General features: G+C 41.4%; 22 protein-coding genes and 1 tRNA gene. 21 read left to right on the forward strand and 2 right to left on the reverse strand.

Features of this window, described 5'->3' with window-relative positions; genetic code table 11:
- The 13 genes from HPC67_RS14860 (at nt 1) to HPC67_RS14920 (ending at nt 12450) form a co-directional block, all read left to right on the forward strand.
- Nucleotides 1-753 carry an ABC transporter ATP-binding protein gene (locus tag HPC67_RS14860; RefSeq protein ID WP_217589515.1) on the forward strand — a complete coding sequence of 251 codons (753 nt, stop codon included), beginning with the start codon at nt 1-3 and terminating at the stop codon, nt 751-753.
- The gene (locus HPC67_RS14865; protein ID WP_217589516.1) at nt 734-1510 is read left to right on the forward strand and encodes a TatD family hydrolase; all 777 of its coding nucleotides are present in this window, start codon (nt 734-736) and stop codon (nt 1508-1510) included. Before HPC67_RS14860 ends, HPC67_RS14865 begins: the two co-directional genes overlap by 20 nt.
- Nucleotides 1511-1659: 149 nt before the next feature.
- A complete protein-coding gene (locus HPC67_RS14870) occupies nt 1660-2256 on the forward strand; it encodes a Dph6-related ATP pyrophosphatase (RefSeq protein ID WP_246570175.1) in 597 nt (198 codons plus the stop codon).
- Nucleotides 2257-2400: 144 nt separating this feature from the next.
- Nucleotides 2401-2473, forward strand: a tRNA-Ala gene (locus HPC67_RS14875).
- Nucleotides 2474-2755: 282 nt separating this feature from the next.
- Nucleotides 2756-3193, forward strand: a complete 438-nt coding sequence (locus tag HPC67_RS14880) for a hypothetical protein (RefSeq protein WP_217589517.1) — start codon at nt 2756-2758, stop codon at nt 3191-3193.
- Nucleotides 3194-3439: 246 nt separating this feature from the next.
- Nucleotides 3440-4444: an ABC transporter ATP-binding protein gene (locus HPC67_RS14885; RefSeq protein WP_343327857.1), complete on the forward strand. Its 1005-nt coding sequence runs from the start codon at nt 3440-3442 to the stop codon at nt 4442-4444.
- A complete protein-coding gene (locus HPC67_RS14890; protein ID WP_217589524.1) occupies nt 4431-5204 on the forward strand; it encodes an ABC transporter permease in 774 nt (257 codons plus the stop codon). The genes HPC67_RS14885 and HPC67_RS14890 overlap by 14 nt, the downstream gene beginning before the upstream one ends.
- Before the next feature lie 120 nt (nt 5205-5324).
- Complete coding sequence (locus HPC67_RS14895) at nt 5325-5690, forward strand: spore coat protein (RefSeq protein WP_217589532.1); 366 nt, start codon at nt 5325-5327, stop codon at nt 5688-5690.
- A gap of 301 nt (nt 5691-5991) precedes the next feature.
- A complete protein-coding gene (locus tag HPC67_RS14900) occupies nt 5992-7056 on the forward strand; it encodes a mandelate racemase/muconate lactonizing enzyme family protein (RefSeq protein ID WP_217589534.1) in 1065 nt (354 codons plus the stop codon).
- Nucleotides 7057-7353: 297 nt separating this feature from the next.
- Nucleotides 7354-8523 carry a DUF819 family protein gene (locus HPC67_RS14905; RefSeq protein ID WP_217589536.1) on the forward strand — a complete coding sequence of 390 codons (1170 nt, stop codon included), beginning with the start codon at nt 7354-7356 and terminating at the stop codon, nt 8521-8523.
- Nucleotides 8524-8553: 30 nt separating this feature from the next.
- On the forward strand, nt 8554-10644 hold the full coding sequence (locus HPC67_RS14910) for a CocE/NonD family hydrolase (protein WP_217589545.1): 2091 nt from the start codon (nt 8554-8556) through the stop codon (nt 10642-10644).
- A 181-nt stretch (nt 10645-10825) separates the two neighbouring features.
- Nucleotides 10826-11515, forward strand: coding sequence for an aspartate/glutamate racemase family protein (locus HPC67_RS14915; RefSeq protein ID WP_217589547.1), 690 nt, complete (start codon nt 10826-10828; stop codon nt 11513-11515).
- Nucleotides 11516-12060: 545 nt separating this feature from the next.
- The gene (locus HPC67_RS14920; RefSeq protein ID WP_217589549.1) at nt 12061-12450 is read left to right on the forward strand and encodes a DUF4181 domain-containing protein; all 390 of its coding nucleotides are present in this window, start codon (nt 12061-12063) and stop codon (nt 12448-12450) included.
- Between the two features lie 185 nt (nt 12451-12635).
- Here the strand turns inward: HPC67_RS14920 and HPC67_RS14925 are convergent, their stop codons facing one another.
- A complete protein-coding gene (locus HPC67_RS14925; RefSeq protein ID WP_217589551.1) occupies nt 12636-12872 on the reverse strand; it encodes a hypothetical protein in 237 nt (78 codons plus the stop codon).
- A gap of 134 nt (nt 12873-13006) precedes the next feature.
- Between HPC67_RS14925 and HPC67_RS14930 the strand changes: the two genes are divergently transcribed.
- The 4 genes from HPC67_RS14930 to HPC67_RS14945 all read left to right on the forward strand — a co-directional run bounded on the left by HPC67_RS14930 (nt 13007) and on the right by HPC67_RS14945 (nt 15317).
- Nucleotides 13007-13666, forward strand: coding sequence for an SIMPL domain-containing protein (locus HPC67_RS14930; protein ID WP_217589568.1), 660 nt, complete (start codon nt 13007-13009; stop codon nt 13664-13666).
- A 174-nt stretch (nt 13667-13840) separates the two neighbouring features.
- Nucleotides 13841-14179: an ASCH domain-containing protein gene (locus tag HPC67_RS14935; RefSeq protein ID WP_246570182.1), complete on the forward strand. Its 339-nt coding sequence runs from the start codon at nt 13841-13843 to the stop codon at nt 14177-14179.
- 53 nt (nt 14180-14232) lie between these two features.
- Nucleotides 14233-14715, forward strand: a complete 483-nt coding sequence (locus HPC67_RS14940; protein WP_217589573.1) for a hypothetical protein — start codon at nt 14233-14235, stop codon at nt 14713-14715.
- Nucleotides 14716-14777: 62 nt separating this feature from the next.
- Entirely contained in the window at nt 14778-15317 is a 540-nt protein-coding gene (locus HPC67_RS14945) for a hydrolase (protein ID WP_217589575.1), read from the forward strand.
- A gap of 340 nt (nt 15318-15657) precedes the next feature.
- Here the strand turns inward: HPC67_RS14945 and HPC67_RS14950 are convergent, their stop codons facing one another.
- Nucleotides 15658-16227 (reverse strand): sigma-70 family RNA polymerase sigma factor, encoded by a 570-nt coding sequence (locus HPC67_RS14950; protein ID WP_343327858.1) that lies wholly within the window; start codon nt 16225-16227, stop codon nt 15658-15660.
- A gap of 756 nt (nt 16228-16983) precedes the next feature.
- On the opposite strand from HPC67_RS14950, the gene HPC67_RS14955 reads away from it, so the two are divergent.
- The 4 genes from HPC67_RS14955 to HPC67_RS14970 all read left to right on the forward strand — a co-directional run bounded on the left by HPC67_RS14955 (nt 16984) and on the right by HPC67_RS14970 (nt 21814).
- Nucleotides 16984-17403 (forward strand): DUF1801 domain-containing protein, encoded by a 420-nt coding sequence (locus HPC67_RS14955; protein WP_217589585.1) that lies wholly within the window; start codon nt 16984-16986, stop codon nt 17401-17403.
- A 410-nt stretch (nt 17404-17813) separates the two neighbouring features.
- On the forward strand, nt 17814-20348 hold the full coding sequence (locus HPC67_RS14960) for an ABC transporter permease (RefSeq protein ID WP_217589587.1): 2535 nt from the start codon (nt 17814-17816) through the stop codon (nt 20346-20348).
- A 41-nt stretch (nt 20349-20389) separates the two neighbouring features.
- Nucleotides 20390-21091, forward strand: coding sequence for an ABC transporter ATP-binding protein (locus HPC67_RS14965; RefSeq protein ID WP_217589589.1), 702 nt, complete (start codon nt 20390-20392; stop codon nt 21089-21091).
- Between the two features lie 150 nt (nt 21092-21241).
- A complete protein-coding gene (locus tag HPC67_RS14970; protein ID WP_217589591.1) occupies nt 21242-21814 on the forward strand; it encodes a histidine phosphatase family protein in 573 nt (190 codons plus the stop codon).
- The last annotated feature ends 381 nt before the right edge of the window (nt 21815-22195 follow it).

Consider the following 22195-nt stretch of genomic DNA (forward strand, 5'->3'; position numbering starts at 1 on the left):
ATGGGAAAACTCGTCGTAGATGCTGTTACCAAAGCATTTGGCAAGCAATCAGTATTAAAAAATGTATCCCTTACTGTTGATGAAGGTGAATTTGTCAGTGTACTCGGCCCATCAGGCAGTGGGAAAAGCACCTTGTTTCACGTAATAGGCGGCTTAATTGAACCAGATGACGGGCATATTTATTTGGATGGCCTTCAGGTCACCGGGCAAAAAGGTGTGATCAGCTATATGCCACAATCCCATGCGTTATTTCCGTGGCGGACCGTTTGGCATAATGTGCTGCTCGGTGCTGAAATTCATGGAACACCAGATGAAACCGCAGCACGTGCAATGATTGCCAAGGCAGGACTTTCAGAATATGAGCAGGCGTATCCTCATGAGCTATCCGGTGGTATGAAGCAGCGTGTTGCATTTATTCGCAGCCTGCTTAGCCCCCAGTCACTCATATGTCTTGATGAACCTTTTTCAGCCCTGGACGAATTGACGCGACTTGATATGCAGCTGTGGCTGTTATCCATTTGGCAAACTGACCGACGTTCAATTTTGTTCGTAACGCATAACATTGAAGAAGCGATATTATTATCTGATCGAGTGGTCGTGTTATCGGACAAGCCTGCAGCGGTTAAAGCTGAATTCACCATTCCCTTCGAGCGCCCGCGTCGCCGAGAGATGCTTTTAACTGATACATGCTTAGCCTTAAAAAAACAAATATATAAAGAGCTGGGTGATGCAGATGACCAAACGACTCATTGATGCGCATATTCATCTCGATATGTATGAGAATGAGGAAAGACAAGCGATATTAAACGATTTAGAGAAAGCGCAGGTCGATGCATTAATCGCCGTGTCAAATCACCTCGCATCATCAAGACAGATACTCAAGCTGGCCCAGTCGGATAACCGTATCAAACCAGCAATCGGCTATCATCCAGAGCAGGCACTACCAAATGAACTCGAATTAAATGCACTTATGGAACTGATTGATTCACGCTTACGTGACATCGTTGCAATTGGCGAGGTCGGTTTGCCGTATTATTTACGTCAGGATAATCCGGATCTTGATTTACAAGGATATATTGATGTGTTAGAACGATTTGTCCAGAAGGCTGCGGCATGCGATAAACCGGTCGTTCTACATGCAATTTATGAGGATGCGGACGTCACCTGTGATCTAATGGAGAACTATGGCATCACGAAAGCGCATTTTCATTGGTTTAAAGGGGAAGACCATATTGTGCAGCGGCTAATTAAAAATGGGTATGTCATTTCTGTTACACCGGATGTGGTTTATGAAAATGAGATTCAGCATATCGTAAAGGAAATGCCTCTAAAGCAGATTTTAGTGGAAACCGATGGACCTTGGCCTTTTACCGGTCCGTTTGAAGAAAGTATGACCCACCCCGACATGATGCACCAATCCATTAAGGCAATCGCAGCATTAAAACATATTGATGTGATCGATGCCTATGAACAAATCTATGAAAATACGTGTCAGTTTTACCATCTATAACAATTTCTCTGATTGTAAAGTGGACCATGTCATTGTATGATAACATCAACACGTCTAATGCGAGATTGATTGTAGAGAACGAGCAGGCGTAAATTCATACAATCGGGGGCGTGCCAGGCACCTCCATCCTGAAAAGTGAGTGATCAATTATGAAGCGTACAGCTTTATCCTTTAGCGGCGGTAAAGACAGCTCTTTTGCCCTATACAAATTGAAGCAGCAAGGTATCGAAGTCGCTTGTCTCGTAACAACTGTATTTAAACAAGACGACAAAACCGTTGCACATGGCGATGCACCTGAACACGTTATTCAGCAGGCCGAACGCCTCGGTATTCCAGTGACATTCGTTTATACAGATTTCGAGTCCTATAACGACGACTATTTGCAGCATTTGTTACAGTTGAAACAGAGGTACAAGCTCGATGCCATTGCGTTTGGAGATATTTATTTAGACGGTCACCGTGAATGGGGAGAAAAGCTCGCTGAAAAAGCGGGTCTTGAAGCACGATACCCACTGTGGACGACAGAAGATCAAGCCCTGCCATTGTTGCATGAATTTATTTCACAAGGTTTTAAGGCGCGCGTTATTAAAGTTGATCAAAGAAAGCTACCGTCTCATTGGGTTGGGCGCTTGGTGGACACATCGTTTGCGAATGACATTGCAGAGCTGGACGTTTGTCCCATGGGAGAAGCAGGTGAATACCATACTGTCGTTGAAGACGGTCCTTGTTTTAATCGCAATAAGTGAGAGTGGCTCAGTGTTATCAAGACTGCGGTAATATTATCAAAAGAAAAACCTACTAAGTTTCATAAAAAAGGAGTTCGCAAAAGGCTCTTGACTATTCATCTACACCAATATATAATTATACATGTCGTCAAAATAGATGAACACGGGGCATTAGCTCAGCTGGGAGAGCGCTTGCCTGGCAGGCAAGAGGTCAGCGGTTCGAGCCCGCTATGCTCCATATATTAAAAACGCTTGTATCTTTACGGATACAGGCGTTTTTTGTTTATTCATGCAACGTGATCGTCTTATATCTCTAAAACCCTTTTTTTATATCCTCACGATAAGTTGAAACCCTCCTCTTCATAAAGCAATCTATACTAAATTATAAAGAAACGATTCATTGACGAAATAATTATGTTTATATTGAGAATTTTACGTTGTTTGTGATATGGTAAATATTGTATATATGTGCGTTGGAATGCTTACAACACTAAATAAAGACCAAGGGGGAGGGATTAACGTGAAGTTCATGAATACAATATTGCTCCTTTTGCTCGTTGGTGTCGGTGTTTTTTTTCTATACCAGCAGCGAGATGTGCCGTTTGAAAAGGTGTGGGATGAAGAAACCCCGAATGAAGAAGTACGTATTGCTACGCTCGACCATTATAAGGTAGAGAATAAATTCGAGCTGATGACTGTAACGATCAAGGAACAACAGGTAATTGCTGACATTATTAATGCGGCATCAGAAATGATATTAAAAAAGAAACCGATAAAAGGCTTCGATATCGATCCGGATGCTTATTATTACTTGAATATAGAATTTGGTTATACCCCGTATGTCATCAAGTTTGATGAAAAGAAGATGCTGATTGAGGGCACGCCATATGAAATTCAAGGAGATAATGAACTATTGGAAACGATTAAAGCAATGGATTTAGACTGGAAATCAGAATGAACCACTCAGCTTAATAGAACAACGCCTTTGATTGATTGAGGGAAAATTGATTAGCAAGATTAAAAGATTGGTATAGAAGTGACTGATTTAATAGTGATGAAAAACGCTTTCGCTAGGTGCAAAGCGTTTTTCATTATCAACCGCTTATCAACCGCTAATATGACACACCCCTCCGCCTTAGGACCGATAAATTTTACTTCCCCGGCATGTCGCAGAGGATTCAGTTTACAGTTAAGATGAACTTAGATGTTCTACAAAATGGAAGGAGATGGCAAGTTGGACGCAATTATTGAAGTTAATCAGTTGCATAAGCAATACAAAAAGAGGCGGTCAAAGGAATACGTCAAGGCGGTACAGGATGTGTCGTTCAAAGTGAATCGTGGTGAAATCCTTGGACTGCTTGGACCAAACGGAGCGGGCAAGACAACGACAATTAAAATGATTTGTGGCTTGTTAGTGCCGGATTCAGGGACGATTCGAATTAATGATATCGATAATCAAAAACATCGTCTTAATGCGTTAAGACAAATTAGTGCTGTCTTGGAAGGTAACCGCAATTTATATTGGAGATTAACGGTAAGGGAAAACTTGGATTATTTTGCAGGAAATAGAGGCTTTTCTCGCCGAGAGGTTCATGCGCGAGTAGAAGAGCTTCTTGGGCAATTTAATTTAAAAGAAAAAGAGAATGAACTCGTTAATAGGCTATCTCGCGGCATGCAGCAAAAGCTTGCCATAGCAGTGGCGATGCTCGCTGACAGTGAAGTCATTTTACTCGATGAGCCGACACTTGGATTAGATGTTGAAACCGGCTACGAGGTACGTGAGCTGCTACGCGATATTGTCGCGAACCATAACCGAACGATTATCATTAGTACACATGATATGGCGGTTGTTCAGGACTTATGTGAACGGACAGTCATCATTAACAACGGCCAAATCGTTACCGATGATCGCGTTGAGAATTTACTTAAATTATTTGCTGCGCGCTCCTACACGATCACCATCAATGGGCAGTTAACAGACCAACAGAGGAAGCTGTTACAAGACGTATTTCCCGATTCAACGTATCAGCCTGAGACGATTCAATCTACGATACAGGTCGATTTTTCAAACGGCGCAAAAATGTATGATCTGTTCGATATTTTGAAACTAAACGAAGCTCAGATTGAAGGGATCGATCGCGAGACGGTTGATTTTGAACAAATCTTTATGAAGATCGTGAAAGGAGAGTCGGCCCATGCAACTGCTTAATTTGCTTCGTGCGAATACACGAAAAGAATATCTCGAATTGAAACGGTATTTGCCAAACACACTCGCTATGATGTTTACATTTTATATTTTGTTTGTCGGTATGTTTATGGGCATTCAATTTATTGGTGATCCAAGTGCGCAGGATGTGAACACACAATTTGTCATCGTGAATTACATTTTTTGGTTTTTGGCAATGATGGTTGTCAATGATATCGGTTTTGTTGTCATGAATGAAGCGATGCGGGGGACACTTGAACAGCTATGCATGTCACCGATGGGATTATGGCGTATTATGGTTTCGCGGCTTTTAGCGACAACGACATTGAACTTTTTTATCATCATCGTGCTGCTTTATTTGTCAATGCTGACAGCGGATCAATGGTTAAATGTCGACCTCGTTGCGATTATGCCAATATTAATTTTAACTTTAATTAGTATGTTTGGACTCGGATTTATGGTAGCCGGTATTTCAATTATTGTTAAACAAATTCAAGCGTTTTTACAAATATTACAATTTATATTAGCGGGCTTGACGTTTGTGCCGTTATCAGTAGCGCCAGCACTCGCTTATTTCCCATTTGTTAAAGGCGTTGATTTGATTCGCGACGTGATGATTAATGGCACAACACTGAGTCAGATTGGTTGGGGAGATTTTGGAATTCTCGCTGTAAATGCCGTTGTTTATTTCACATTAGGGCTCGCCTTTTTCTTATACTGTGAGCGTATTGCCATGAAAAAAGGTTTATTGTCCCATTATTAAAACGAGCATTTAGTTAAATGTCATCATCTTTTTCTTTAAACCGGTACATTTGCCATATACAAGTTATGGTTATCTGCCATAGGTTATTAGTGTACCGATAAAAGAAAGGGGACGATGATTATGGGAATGAGACCACGAATGGGCAATAGACCGCGCCGCGTCGTTTATCCTACGCAACACAATTGTGTACAATGCTGTAGTGAAAGTGAAGTAGAGCATATTCATCCATCGCATACGACAATTATGAACCATCACCTTGTTAAAAATAAACATGTCTTTCCACACTCAACCTCAGTTCAAAATACATGGAACGAGGTGGATGTATACGGTGGTTCGTTTGAAGTGCCTAATACTGGACCCGCAGCAATGGGGCCAGGTTCCATGATGGGACCTGGAAATCAAGTGGCCGGCGCAATGGCACCAGGTCAGAATCCTGGAGGAATGCCAGGAAGACGCCCTTGGACACAACAAAATAAATGGTGCTAATGATAGGAGCTGGTAATTCAATTGCCAGCTCTATTTGTTTTCAATATAATATCAAGCCGCAATGTTTAGTTGTAATAAAACAGAATAGTTTTATTTTGGTGACATATTCCTATTGAATATTCCTATACATATATATAGGTTAAACGGTTTCATGAGCGGATTAAGGAGGCACTCATGAAAGCGTTTTTCTAATTTTTTTATTAAAACTGTATTGACAGTCTATTTCCACAGTCATATAATTTGTCTAATTCAGAGAAATATATAGTAAATATTCTCAATTTTTGAAAGAGAGGAAGCCATCATGAAAATCACACGCATCAAGATTGACACCTTAAAAATGGAATTGTATAAACCATTCACCGTCGCACTTGGAACAATTGAGCATGTCGAAACGTTACTCGTAAAAGTTGAAACAGACGAAGGCGTTTTTGGTATAGGTGAAGGCGCGCCCTTTGAATTCGTAACAGGTGAAACGATGCAGACGGCGCAAATGGTAGCACGTGTGTTAGGCGATCGTCTCATTGGCATGAACCCACTTGATATCGAGTCTATTCATGCAGTTATGGATCAAACGATTGTCGGAAATACAGGCGCGAAGGCAGCAATTGACATTGCACTCCATGACTTGAAGGGTAAGTATTTTGGCGTTCCGTTGTATCAATTGCTTGGCGGATGGAGTCAGTCTTTTGAAACAGATATTACCATTGGCATCGATACACCTGAACAAATGGCAGCAGAAGCAAAGGAAAAAATTGCACAAGGGTTTTCAATTCTAAAAATAAAAGCAGGACTCAATGCGACTGAAGACATTGAGGTAATTCGCTTAATAAGACAGGCTGTTGGCGAAGAAGTCCGTTTACGTATGGATGCGAACCAAGGCTGGACAGCTGCAGAGGCAGTCAGAGTCATGCAAGCTGTTGAAGCATACGGTGTTGAAGCTGTTGAACAGCCCCTTCCAGATTGGGACATTGAAGGCATGGCTTATGTGAGAAACAAAGTTACCATACCGGTAATGGCTGACGAAAGCGTCCATTCCCCAGTCGATGCTTTAAAAGTCGTTAAAAAGCATGCAGCTGATGTCATTAATATTAAGTTGATGAAATCTGGCGGACTATTTCGTGCCGAACAGATCAATGCCATAGCAGAAGCAGCAGGCTTGCATTGTATGGTTGGTTGCATGCTTGAGAGTAAAATCGGCATCACAGCTGGCGCAAGTCTCGTTGCAGCGAAACGAAATATTACTGAAGCCGATATGGACAGCTTTATGTATGTGAAAGATCCTGGAGTCAAGGGTGGGTTAGAGCTGGACAATGGCATAATCACGTTACCGAACAATCCTGGGCTTGGGATTGAGCTTGATTTTTAATTATGATTCTTAGATGAAGCGTTATTCATATAAGAAAAAGCGTCACCCAAATTTGAAAGGGCATCTGATGATAGAGCTATCTAAATTTGCGGAGCTAGTCACTTAATAGAGAGAGCTTTCTATTTTAAGCAAACGGCCAATCTATTTAAAGTCAATCATGTTATCCTTAAAGCTTTTTTGAAGGAAGAGATGTTTGTATACATGACCATTATTTTTTAAGGTCCATACATTTTTTAACATTAAAATTTCTTAATATTCACCATAAAGATTCAATACACATCAAGGGAGGCATTTTACATGGATGCATTATTCACGAGTACCGAAAGCCTTTTGGCTATTATGTCTTTAACGGTCGCATTAGGATTTTATTTACAACGCTTCAAAGGATTCAAAACACTTGGCCCAGCACTTATCGTTATTTTAATTAGTATTGTATTGGCCAATTTGAAAATCGTTCCTTTTGGAGCAGAGGTATATGGTGTTGTGGCAAACTACGCCATCCCATTATCTATTTCTATGATGCTCTTAAGTGTTGATTTAAAGCTTATGCTACAGCTTTCGAAAAAACCAATTATTGCCGTTGTATTGGCTGCACTGAGTGTCAGTGTTGTAACGCTTGCAGCGGGTGTCCTGTTTGCCCCTCATATTGAAGAAGGCTGGAAAATTGCAGGTATGTTTATTGGGACATATACGGGTGGTAGTTCAAATCTAACCGCGATCGGTTATGGACTAGATGCTTTACCAACAACGTTTGCCGCTGCGAATGCTGCAGACTATGTAATCGGTATTCCGACGCTGATTCTGATGTTCGCCTTCCCAACAATTGCAGCACGATCAGCATGGTTTAAAAGAATTTGGCCATATTCATTATCAGCTGTTGAGCTTGAAGGTGGAAAAGAAAACGATGATGATGCATTTTTAGAAAGTAAAACATGGAGCATTAAGGATATTGCGTGGAACTTCGGCATTGGCTTTGGTATTACAGCAATTGCAACATTTTTGGCAGGGTATTTCCCAGATTCCTTCCAAAGTGCGGCACGTATTTTGTTAATTACGACGCTGGCAATTGTCGTAGCACAGCTTGGCCCAGTTAAAAAACTGAAAGGCAGTATGGATCTCGGTTTATTCGTCGCCCTGTTTTTCCTAACGATTATTGGCTACATGGTTAATATTAAAGATTTTGTTGGATCTACTTTGGCAATTGCCCTATTTTGTCTCGTTATCATCGTTTTATCTTTATTATTGCACGCTGTGTTGTGTCGTTTGTTCAAGATTGAATATCAATATGTGATTATTTCCATCGTGGCATCAATCGCGGATGGTTCAACGTCCGCACTCGTCGCAGCGTCATCAAAATGGAAAGCACTTGTTAGTCTTGCAGTTGTACTCGGTGTCCTCGGCATGGTTCTGGGGAATTATCTTGGTATCGGTGTTGCTTATTTAATTAAGTTTTTGATCGGCGCATAGGTGATGGTGAAATGTCTAGGAGGTGAAGATGTGCCACAGTATTTGTTATATCGTTCGGGTATTCTCGATGTTAGAATGACCTTTGACGATGATGGCGTTTATTACGAAAAGCGTAACTTGGTTAATCATGCGTGGGAGGAACGTAAGCATCTTACATCTGAGGAAGCAGCAAAAATGGCAGCCTATTATCATATGAATCCATTAGAAATTTGTGATCGTATCGATGAATGGATGAATCAGCTTGTTGGTCGTGAGACCGTTTCGACGTCCTGGGGCGCAGTTTATGAAAAGGCTGAGGCGGATGATCATTTATGGGTGGAACGGCAACGGAAATTTCCACTTGATGTTGTCGTTGTGTCAGGAGATCCCGTTGCCTTTATTAGTCCATCTCGAGAAAATTGTTCGGTATTAGTAAAAGCAGGCTTTGAACATTATACACCTGTTAAACAGTGGCAGAGCGAGACGGTATCACCAGCATCATATACAGTGAAGCATGCAGGCACGTTTTTGATTCCGATGCATGATGGCGTTAAGCTTGCAACAGAGGTATGGTTGCCAGGAAATGTTGACACGCCAGTACCAGCGATTCTCGTTCGTACCCCATATGGCCGGATGCGTTATGAAGACGCATATGTGAATTTTGTTCATCGGGGCTATGCGGTGGTCATTCAAGATGTACGTGGGCGTGAGGATTCTGAAGGTGAGTGGGTGCCCATGCACACTGAGGTTGAAGATGGTGATGATACGTTGAATTGGCTCGCTAAACAGGCGTGGTGCAACGGACGTGTAGGAATGATTGGCGCGTCATATGGTGGCTATGTACAATGGGCAGCAGCGGCAAGTGGCAATCCCCATTTACAAGCACTCGTTAGTATCGTAACGGCTGGCAGTCCATTTGTTGATATTCCGCGCAAGGGTGGCGCGTTCGTATCCGGTACGCTCGCTTGGACATTTGCCATGGTCGAACAGCATTTCAAGCCTGAAAATATGGAACGGGATGATTGGGATGATGTGTTAAAAATTCGTCCATTACAAGACATTCCAAAACGTGCCCTCGGCCTGGATGTGCCTTTTTGGAATAAATGGATGGCTCATCAAACAGATGATGCATTCTGGCAAGCGTCTGATTGGTCACGTCATAAGCAAGCGATGAGTGTCCCAGCTATGATCGTATCAGGCTGGTATGATGACAACGGCATGGGAACGACAGAAGCTTTGGAAGTGGTAGCGGATTTTGAGTCCTCCAATAAAAAAATCATTCTTGGTCCGTGGATGCACAATGCTAATACAACCCGCGATATTCAAGGGGTGTCCTTTGGGAACAATGCGCTCCGTTATGATATGGACGTTTATTACCAAGCTTGGTTTGATCGCAAGCTAAAAGGGATTGACAACGGAATTGATAGAGGAGCGGCTGCGGAATATTATGATGTTGGTGTGAACGCATGGTGCGAAGCCGAGACATGGCCACCGTCTGCCGCCAACCCTGTCGAATTTTACTTAGGAAGCGGAAGTGGTGAAGGTATTTTAGATCGGGACGCAGGGCGAGAAGATCATGGAACAGCAGAGATTTTTTCCGAATATGTCTACGATCCGAAGCAGCCCGCACCACACCTCATTGACTTATCGGAAAATGAAATCGGTGTTCCAGCTGACTATCAGGATGTTGAAAAACGTGATGACGTCCTTGTTTTTACGACGCCTATACTTGAAGATCCAATTGAAGTGGCAGGTGATGTGTCTGTGATGTTGTATGCATCAAGCTCTGCCAAGGATACAGATTGGATCGTTCGAATCAGTGACGTATACCCTGATGGACGCTCTATAAAACTAGCTGATGGTGTGCTGCGCGCTCGTTTCCGGCAAGGGTTCAATAAGGAAGTGCTGCTTGAGCCTGGTCAAGTTGAAGCATATGAGATTCGGACGGCGAAATTTGCCAATACGTTTAAACGTGGGCATCGTATACGGCTATCTATCACGTCGAGTGCGAATGATTTTATTTTCCCGAATACGAATACAGGAAAGGACCCAGCAACAGATTGCGATAGTGTCGAAGCAACACAGCGCATTTATCATTCGGATAAATACCCGTCCGCTATCAAATTATCGGTCCTTTCATAACGATGTAACATCCGGTTTGGTACAAATGCCATCCGGATGTTTTTTTTGTGCTCGGTCTGCACGAACGGTTGTTTTTTGTTATGATGCATGTAAGATAAAAAAATGTAGTTTTTTTCGTTGCTGAATCTATTAATCTTAAAGGGAACGGTATGTGGTAGGATGAAAATAGGGAGGGAACGACATGAAAACGATCGGGTTAATTGGTGGTATGAGCTGGGAATCGACAGAAATCTATTATCGAATGATTAATGAAGAGATGAATCAGCGCCTCGGCGGGCTGCATTCAGCTAGGTGTATCATGTACAGTGTTGATTTCGCTGTGATAGAAGCTTATCAGGCAAAAGGTGAATGGAATAAAGCCGGCGACGTTTTAGCTGATGCTGCGCAGAAATTAGAAAGAGCGGGTGCAGATTTCATCATTCTCTGTACGAATACGATGCATAAGGTCATTGATATAATAGAAAAACAGCTTCAGATTCCAGTGCTTCATATTGGCGATGTGACCGCCCAGGCGATTAACCGACAAGGTGTGTCTACGGTAGGTTTGCTCGGAACAGCTTATACAATGACAGGTCGCTTCTATATCGATCGTTTAAAGGCAAACGGCATTGACGTGATCGTTCCTGATGCAGTCGAACGAGAAACAATTAATAAAATTATTTTTGATGAACTTTGTCACGGGAAAATTCGTGATACGTCACGAACGTATTATCTTGCTGTCATGAATCGGCTCGTATCTGAAGGAGCAGCTGGCATCATTCTTGGCTGCACAGAAATTGGCATGCTTATTAAAACAGGTGACACAGACGTGCCATTGTTTGATACGACGATGATCCATGCCAAAGAAGCTGTGACGTATGCGCTTTTATAAGATTAAACAATGATGCTGTCTGTACCGTCGTTGTATGTTAGGCGCTCCGTTTTCCTTCTTTAATGATCACACCCGATACGAATAGACTAATTAAAATAGAAAGCGACGAAAAAACAATAATGAAAATTGAATTAGCGATATTAAAGGCATAATTGAAAATGATAATTAAGAACAGCAAACAATTAAACAACCAAAATATGTTATCGCGCTTTTGATCTTTTACCTTTATCATATAAATAATAAAGGCGATAGTGAATAACATGTAGCTCATAATAGGTAAGTAAATCCAACCGAAATCAAGCACTTTATTAACCTCATTTCCTTTGGGAGTTTAGGTTGCTTTAATGGCCAGAAATTTAGCACCACCATTTTATTTAACGACAGCGTAACATGACTGATATAGATTTGTTGTCAAAATCTGTCGATTGGATCAAATTATTGATGACTATATTTTTGAATCCTTTGAAGTCATGTGCTTAAACGAGTGTTTGAAAATCGGTGTGTATTCGATTGAATAAAAATGAACAGCTGAAAGGATTGATTTTTTGGAACGTGGCATGATTGTATTAGGGTTATTTCTCGTTCTCGTCATATTTTTTATTGTCGACAAGGGCGTACGGAAATGGCTTAACATTGAAAAAAGTGAAGGCACCTCTCGATATGTTAATAGATTCCATATATTAGGCACGATTGCATTACTCGCTCTGTTTTTTATGGTGCTAAGCGAAAATAATGGCGGCAGTCATCAGGATATGTTTGCAAGTGGACAGGCGTATACGGTTATTGCATTATTAATTATATCTCAGCTCTTTGATGGCTACATGCATTGGAGATACCATAAAAATCCACGAGAATACGTGATTACATTGATCTTTCTAGCCATTATGATTGTTGTCGTAGCGGTTGCTTTTATAATGAATCTATTGTTGGGGTAAGGGGATAGAAGTGGTTTGCGCATTAGATATGTGGTCGAAAGCGAGTCGATAGAACACACAGCCTGGAGAAGAGATCGCCATACACTACATGCAATCCCTTCTCCAACACAAAATCTAGAAGGAAGTGATCCCATGTGTTCACTTCCTTCTAGTTTTTAAACGCAGCTTTACCATATGCTGCACCCTCAACACCTATAAAACGCATAAAACCTTATTGAGCCGGATATATCGAAAAAGTGCCGCATATATCCCAATCGGCACGCATAACTCGGAAAAGCGCCGCATATATCCCAATCGGCACGCATAACCCGGAAAAGCGCCGCATATATCAAAATCGTCACGCATAAATCAAAAATCAACCGCATATCGCGCTCCAGAGCCGCATAACGCACCGCCCCCTGCTGCATATCTTGATTCTGCAAGTCACTCTCCTTCTGCTTTCCCTACAAATCCCACCTATCACCAGACACCCCAGCTCCCAGGCTCCATCCAACTGACTAACGCCTAATTATTTTTTGCATATGATATTGAAAGTCATATGCATAGGAGTGGCGTTATGTATTATATGGATGAGTCAAAAAATAAAAGTGGACACCTAAATCAAGGTGATATGACTGTAACAGGTGACGGTATTGTGCGAACGACGCCAGATGCGGCGACCGTTCAGATGGATGTCATCACAGAAGCCGCTGAGCCACAGGAAGCCCAGCAAGAAAATACGATGATTATGACACGTGTCATTCAAGCACTGCTTCAGATGGGAATTCCCCGAAATGACATTCAAACAATCACCTATCAAATTAACCCACAATATGATTACGTTGATGGGGAGCAGGTCTTTCGCGGCTATGAAGTGGTACATTCACTCAGTGTGACAATTAGTCCGATTAATCAAGTTGGCTATATCATTGACACAGCTGTTGACCAAGGTGTTAATCGTGTATCAAATATTCAATTCACGACGACACGCCCAACACGATACGAACAAGAAGCTTTGAAAAAAGCACTGAAAAATGCTGAATCTAAAGCACGCTCAATGGCACGTGCAATCAATGTTACATTAGACTTTCCGCCAACACGCGTTAAAGAAGATTCAATCACGTCGCCTATCCCATATCAAAAAGTGAGCTTATCAGAAGCAAGCACCCCTGTTCCGATAGAGCCCGGGCAAATTGAATTCACAGCTCGCGTAACCGTTCAGTACACATACCATTAACCTTTACACAAAAAGTCGGCAGCTTAGATGTGTCGACTTTTATTTCTTTATTTAATTGACTTCATTCGGGAGTTTTGCCAAAATTCATATATAAGGAAAAGGATAAAGTTAAAAGACTGAGGATACGAAAACGCTTTAAACGCTCTAGAGGAGGGACAGCTTGTGTTGCACCATATGAGGCTTTACGATCAACCATTTACATCAATGGCATTAGGGAAGAAAACCGTCGAGGTGCGTTTGTATGATGACAAAAGAAGACGCATCAAGGAAGGTGACTCAATTGAGTTTACGAAGCTCTCTCAGCCGAGTGATCAATTGCTTGTCGAAGTCACAGAACTGAATGTGTTTCCAACATTTAAAGCGATGTATGAATCACTACCAGCAGCCTGCTTTGATGCAGAACACAAAACGATTGAAGAAATGGTGGCGAGTACTTATACGATTTATACGCCTCAACAAGAACAGAAATGGGGGACAGTTGCTATAACTGTGAAGGTTATACAACACGAATAAGTCGGCGTCCCCATTTGGAAACAGAGTCTCACCATATAGATAGGGAGGTACATATGAATAAGAAATATGCCACATTCATTGGAAGAAAACTGCTAACCACATTTATAACGGTTGTGATGGTGACGGTTTTAATCACATTGTTTCTCTTTCCTGAGGAGACGGATGTGTTAAGGCTAGAGAAAGTGAGTGACAGCTATTTTTTCATTTCTTTGATCGTAGCGATTTATGCTGGGACGTTATTAATCTTCTTTGGACTCCTATTTTCTGTTGTAATTGAGCTTTTAACAATGAGGTGGTTTCCAAAAAACTGGATGTACGTTTTGTTACATGCCATATTTGGTTTTGTATTTGCTGTGCTGAGTAACGGCTTCTCCCTATTCGTGATTTCTATGACAGTTGCTACTGCATTAATATATGTCGGTATCGACAGAGTCATCTATAAATGGGCGAATAATACAGTGAATTGGTTAATCATGAGCTTTTTTCCGATTGCACTCTACTTTTTTGGCTTAGGTATTTATATTTTGGAGGCTTGAGTGTTGGTGAAGACATGAATGTGAATCGTGTTGTTTAGGACATTAATAAATAGGAGGATTTTATGCTGACTACAGATCAAACAGTATTTGTATTAATTGATGTTCAAGGAAAGTTAGCGCGCATCGTACATGAAAGTGAAGCCGTCATTGATAGCTTGAAAAAATTAATAAAAGGGTTACGCATACTCGATGTACCGATCATTTGGCTAGAGCAATATCCCCAAGGACTTGGTGCAACAGTAGAGGAAATAGCTGATGAGCTTGATGGCATTTCCCCAATTGAAAAAACAACATTCAGTGCATGTAAAAACGAAGCATTTATGCGTGAACTCAAAGCAACCGATCGTAAGCACGTCCTTATCGCTGGAATTGAAGCACATGTATGTGTCTATCAAACTGCCAAGGACTTAAATCGATTGGAATATGATGTCCATCTCGTTAAGGATGCAGTGTCATCACGCACACCATTCAACAAACAAATTGGTATTGAAGCGATGGAAGAGGCAGGAATTACCGGGACAAGTGTAGAAATGGCATTGTATGAGCTAATGGGGGAAGCGGGAACAGATACGTTTAAACGCATTTTGCAGATTATTAAATAATACTTGGCAGGAGAGAGCTGTCAACGAGGTACACGACTTGAACGGTTTGGTAGAGCGTTACTGCGTCGACGTGCCTCTTGCGATATGCCGCTCGTTCGGTTTTTATGCGGCGTGATCTATTGATATGCGGCAGATCTCCGTTTTATAAGTCTAAATCATGCGTTATGAGGCCGTTTTTAATTATATGCGGTTATGCGGCACTTTCTAGCTTTATGCGGTTGTGCAGCGGTTGGTCGTTACTGTCACGTCGTTTAAAGCGGCTTCCCAAATGAAAAAAAGCGTACTTCTGTTAGAAAGCACGCTTTAAAGCAATATGAGAAGGGCAGAATGGCGTGGTCAGCTATGTTTCCACTTCCCAGCCAACCATTTTACGAAATGTATCGTCACGTAGTTTCTTGCGGACTTGCTTGCCCCAGCTTTTCACAGCATCAACTGTCGTATGTTCTGCTTCTGCGATATCTTTGAGCGGCCAGTCCTCAACAATGTAATAATAAACCCATTTCCATTGGTTTTTCGTCAGGTGTTTTTCTAATGCGAGCCATAATTCATCGTTTGTTAAGGGGATATGTTTCTGATTGTTCATAAGTGGATAGGAAATGGTGCTACGACTGATGTGGTTACCATCTTCCAGTTCATTTTTCCGTTCAGCGACGATAAGCTCGTCTACTTCAGAGGCACGGCTTTCTTTACGGATACGATCAATGAGTCGATTCTTTATTGTAAAATTAAAATACGTTGCCATCGGTCCTTTGTCAGGTTCATATTTTTCATAGGCGTTCCAAAGTGCACATAAGCCTTCCTGAAAATACTCGTCATGAGGATCGCGTATGTTGAGACGGTGAATATGGTAATGAATTCGACGCTCATTCTGTTTAAAAATCTCCTCAAATGTAAAATTTTGTTGTGACACAAGCACCCTCCTATAATTAGTATCTTTTATCATAATAATCGTTTTTTCTGTTCATTAAGGGGCATCTTTATTGAAAAAATTTTTCCACGGCTAATTTTAAGTGCTGTAGCATCATTATATACGAACTAGTGTTCTTGCAAAAGCTAGAATACATAACTTATATTAGACATACAAATTTTTGTCTATCTAGAATTGCTTACCCAAAAATTTTAAAGACCTGCGGTAATATGTCAAAAGAAAAATAAACACGTATGAAGTTATCAATGTTCAACTTATTGAAAAATGGCATCACTAGACAAACTCAATAAATATTACTGAAAATACTGGTAAGTAACTCAAGAATTAGAAGCTATTTATGCTCCATGTATTTACGCTCCTTTCGGCGGTTTCCCAAATGATCCTAAGACCATTATCTAGGAATATCTCAGAGCGTCCAAGTGATTAACATATGATGTAGGTTCATTCATCTATGAAATAGACGCACATACTGAGTTACCTGAAACGGAAGGCGGCGACTCCAGAACAGCACGCGTCCGAAGACCCCGCAGAGGTGAGAGGAAGGTTAAAGACGCGACGTCCTGTCGCAACACCTTCATGACCAACATCCTGTTGGCCCGAGGCTGAGGCCGTGCCCGCGGAAAGCGTCCGCCTGCAGTGAAAGGTAACGGAGTTATAGCTGAATGTATGTTAGAAAATCACTTAGATTTAATAGGCTTAAAATCAATACCTAAATATACTATACGAGGAGGATTCAGCATGTACGAATTAAAGACGAAGGAAAATGATCATAGCGTCATCGAATTTATTGAAAGTGTCGAGCATCCTGGTAAACGGGAGGATGCGTACCGGATGCTTGATATTTTTACAGAAGAAACAGGGTATGATGCAAAAATGTGGGGGCCGAGTATTATCGGTTTTGGCTCGTATCATTATAAATATCCAACAGGGCATGAAGGAGATGCACCGCTCGTTGGCTTCTCACCGCGGAAAGCGAGACACAGTCTATATTTTGCTACTGGAGATACGGCACGTGAGGAGCTTCTCAAAAAATTCGGCAAGCATAAAGCAGGAAAAGCGTGTGTGTATGTGAACAAGCTTGCTGATATTGATGAAGAAGTGCTCCGGGCGTTAATTCGCCAGTCCGTCGCTTTTTTGCAAGAGATGTATCCCGAGTAATAATAGTAGTTTAACTTTAATATAAAAATAAAACAAAAAATATAATTTTTCTGTTTAATTAATTATTTATGTTATTTTAATGTTGACCCTTGCTTGATAGTAATGGAGGAGATAGCTTGCAAAATGTAATAAGAAGGTTATTAATTTGTTTAATGATTTTCGGGATGTTGTTCGTTTTTCCGGGAAACATTAATGCACATCACGGTGGCAGTAATTGGGAAACACATTACACTTACTACAAATGTGTACATGCTTCTGGATATCATAAATTTGAAAAACAACATAGACATTTAAGTGATGGTAGTCAAGAATTTCGTACAATCAGCACCCTAGTCAGTCCATTTTGCCCATTATAAGCTAAAAAAATTCAAGCCCGGGCATTGATTATGTTAAATGTCAGGGGGATAGCGATGTTTTTGTATTTAAAAGCAACGTTACGTGAAAGATGGGTGACGTTTATAATTATAATCGTTACGTTAACCTGTCTGGGTGCTGGTTTTATGGCAACACAATCTGTCACTGATAAAATATCCATTGAAGCGGATGAACAATTGCAAGATAATTGGCGTTATCAGTATGACCTCCTTGTTCAACCAAGTGATCACGATGGTGAGCAGTCCATTGAAGGTGGATGGGTATCTCCTCAAAGCAGTATGGAGCACTATGGTGGTATTTCTATTGAGGATTGGGAAACGATTAAAACGATAGATGGCGTGGAGGTCGCTGCTCCAATTGCTTTGTTAGGGTATTTTAATCATGTTGGCATATCAGCAACAGCTTCGAATGCGCAAGCTGGTAATTGGTATCGCACGACACGGCGTGTTGAAGCGTACGATGGTTTCAAAAACCATTTGTTATCTGAACAGGATGCGATTAGTGAATACTATGACCCATCTATGGAAGGCACGCCCCTATTTGAAAAGTGGCTTGAAGAGAGAGGCTATCCCACGAATTTACCACCTGGGACTTCAATTAGGTACCCGAACGAAATGCTGATTGTAGCCATTGATCCTCAATCAGAAAATCAATTGTATCGTATAAAGGATAGTATGGTTGAAGGGACGTATCTTGATCGTGTATCCATCGATAAAAATTCAGGCGTTGATACGTTACCCGTCGTACCGGTTATCGGTTTAGAAGAGCCGGACTATGAGATGAAGGAAACGGTACAAGTGTTTGAAATCGATGTCCCTGACAATGTCACAATGGAAGATTTTGAAGATGATCCCCAGCAGTATTTACGAGCATTGCCTCAATCGCAAATTGCTCAGTTACAAGTATCTAGCTTGACGTCAGATTTGAGATTTAAACTAGCAGAACTTGAATTTGATCGTGACACATATACCCTTCAAGAACGTGAACGCGTGTACGTATCTACAGAAATATTGCGTTATTCACCTCTAGAATTTGAATTATTATCAGATGAAGAGGGACAAATACCTCAATTAAAAGCGAAATCAAAACCGAACAATAGCCCTTTTTACGGAGAGGCAAATATTAAGTTTTACCGAGAGCTGATAGGTGAACAAGAAGTCTATGATTTTACGGTCGATGTTATTGGCTTATATGACGCCACAAACATGACACCTCGTTATGCTGGGTCGTGGCAAACAGGTGACCCTGTAGACATATATACACCTCATCACAGCATGATTATTAAAAATGGTCTCGGTGAAGACGTTGATCCTAGTCCTCTCTTACCACTCCCGGTAAAGGCATCCTATTATCCAGGCGCACCTGATATGCTCACAACGCTAGAGGTGTTGGACTATGTCTATGATGATCAGCCACCTTTATCTTCTATTCGTATTGTCGTTGAAGGGGTTGAGCAACGAACGAATGAAAGTCAACAAAAGATTGAACGGGTTGCAAATGAAATCAGAGACAAAACGGGGCATCACGTTGATGTCATGCTGGGATCGTCTGCAAGTAAAGTACACGTTCATCTGGCTGGAGATAAGGAGGGGGAGGTAGGTGTTGTAGAAGAAAGCTGGCAGAAGAAGGGGATGAGTTGGTCAATTGAGACTCAGATTAATCGGACGAATCTGTTGTTATTTGTTTATCTACTCATCATTAGCATCGTATTTTGTTACACAATAACAACTCATAGTTTAATTCATCGTTCTATAGATTTTGCGATGTTACGATCGATTGGATGGACGAAAAAGAAAATATCTCAAATCCTCATGTTTGAGGTGATCGTCCTGAGCATGCTCGCAATATTCGCAGTATCACTCGTCAACCTATGGGGGCAAGCTCTCTATCTTATGGACTATTTCTTATTTTGGATTGCCGCACTAATCATTATTGCACTCGGTTATGTAACTGGTAGTCGAAAAGCGCTTAATGTATCACCATCAAAAGGACTTGAGGGAGAAGGAACGGAATGGCGCTTGCTCCGTTTTGTGAAAATTTACAGCATCATGTCCTATGTGATGCATCAATTACTACGCCGCCCGCTTCGGTTTGTCCTACTTGTAGCTGTGGTCGGTTTAACAACGTTTATGATTGTGCTATCAGTTTCTGTTCAGCAAAGCTTGTCAGATTACTTGTATCTTAGCTTTCTAGGTGAAGCCATTGATTTAGAGTTAGCCGGATATCAAGAGGTCTTACTTACAATAAGCATTACATTGGCTACAATCGTTACATTGCTGCTCATATTTTTAAATTTACGCGAACGCAAGAAAGAATTTTTTATTTTTCACGCCATAGGTTGGTCACGCCGTCGAACAGTGCTTTATACAAACTTAGAAGCCCTCATCGTCTCATTGATTGGTTCAGTGTTAGGGGTAAGCTGTGCAGCTATAGGTCTTAAAACGTTGGCTGATTTTACTGTATCAACTTGGTTAATGACACTTGCCATATGCGTACCGATCGGATTGATCGTATTATTTTCAAATATTGTGATCAGTGGACTTAAATTAAAAAACAACTTCTCGAAATAAAAGACAGTGGGCATAACGACTGAACAGAAGGATGTGGAGAAATGATCATACTGGAGCATGTTGAAAAGAGCTATTCAATAGGAACAGAAAAAGTGCATGTCTTAAATGATGTGTCATTAGAGATTGCAGATAACAGCTATGTATCTATTGTAGGTCCTTCAGGATCAGGAAAGTCGACGTTATTGCATACGATTGGTGGCTTGGAGCCGATTGATAAGGGGAAAATATATGTAGATGGTGCTGAGGTTCATACGATGAAGGATGCCGATTCAGCTCAATTACGGTTGAATCACATCGGGTATGTCTTTCAACAGTTTCAATTACTTTCAACTGCGACAGCTCTTGAAAATGTGATGATGCCTTTGTTGACGATATTTCGTTCAAAGGAAGTGAGAGACAGAGCAGAACATGCTTTAGAGCGTGTTGGACTGTCCCACCGGATGACACATCTCCCCTCGCGTCTTTCTGGAGGCGAACAGCAGCGGGTTGCGATAGCGAGAGCACTTGTTACCAATCCGTCTATCATACTTGCTGATGAGCCAACCGGAAATTTAGATTCGAAAACGGGTGAGAACATTATTCAGCTTTTAGAAGATATTCATGACACACACAATGTTACGATTGTACTCATCACGCATGATGATGAGATAGCCGCCAGAACGACACGACGTATCCGGTTGTTGGATGGCAAAATTCATGAAGATGATACTGAAGAGAATCGTTTTGATAAAACGTTTAAATAAAAATGATCATCATTACCTTCCATTTACGAAAAGGCACCATCACTCTGCGGGTGGGCCCCTCTTTGTTAACGTGATCTGTGCTTGAATTGGTACTGTATGCCTTGTTATATGATAAACTCTATATAACATTAAAGTGATGGAGTGGAGATTATGACAAAAGTTGGCTTTGTTCGACATGGCATAACGGCATGGAATAAGGAGGGAAGGGCGCAAGGAAGCTCGGATATTCCGCTTGATGAAGAAGGTCGTCAGGAAGCTGAAAAAGTAGCAGGTCGTTTATGCGGGGAAGCGTGGGACGTTATTTATGCCAGCGACTTATTACGAGCAAAAGAAACTGCTGAATCGATCGCACGCGAAATAGGACATGTTGAGCTTCATTTTGACACACGACTTCGCGAACGAAACGGTGGTCAGATTGAAGGGACGACCGAAGAAGAACGCGTCTTAAAATGGGGTACGGATTGGCCTATGTTAGATCTAGGGCTGGAAACGAATGAAAGTATTGTTGAACGTGGCATGGCATGTCTTAATGAGATTGTTGAAAAGCACGAGGGCGAGAATATTTTGATCGTCAGTCATGGGGCATTCATTAAGCGATTGTTAACTCATGTTATTTCAGATATTGATCATAACTCATCCCTTGCTAATACATCGGTGACATGTATCGTTGCCCGAGACAACGGTTGGGAGCTCGACCTTTTTAATTGTACGAAGCATTTATAATTTTTTGGAGCGGATCGTTTTTACAGCGGTTCGCTCTTTTTGATCGAGTTGCATCCGCGAACGCCGCATAAGCGCTGATCCTGCCACAAACTAAATCAAGACGGAAGTGATCCATCGTGTCCACTTCCTTCTATTCTAATGTGAACAGGCACGCCAAACGCATAAATTAAAATTGCGCCGTATATATCCTGATCCCCACGCATATATCAAAAAACTGACGCATATCTCTAATTTCCACCGCTTATATCATAAAAGTGGCGCATATACCAAAAGCCAACCGCATAAGCGCTCATCCAGCCGCATACCGATCCAACCACTAACTAAATCAAGAAGGAAGTGATCCATCGTGTCCACTTCCGTCTCATCTTATGTGAACAGGCA

This window comes from Lentibacillus saliphilus (assembly GCF_019093865.1).
Lineage (GTDB): Bacteria > Bacillota > Bacilli > Bacillales > Amphibacillaceae > Lentibacillus_B > Lentibacillus_B saliphilus.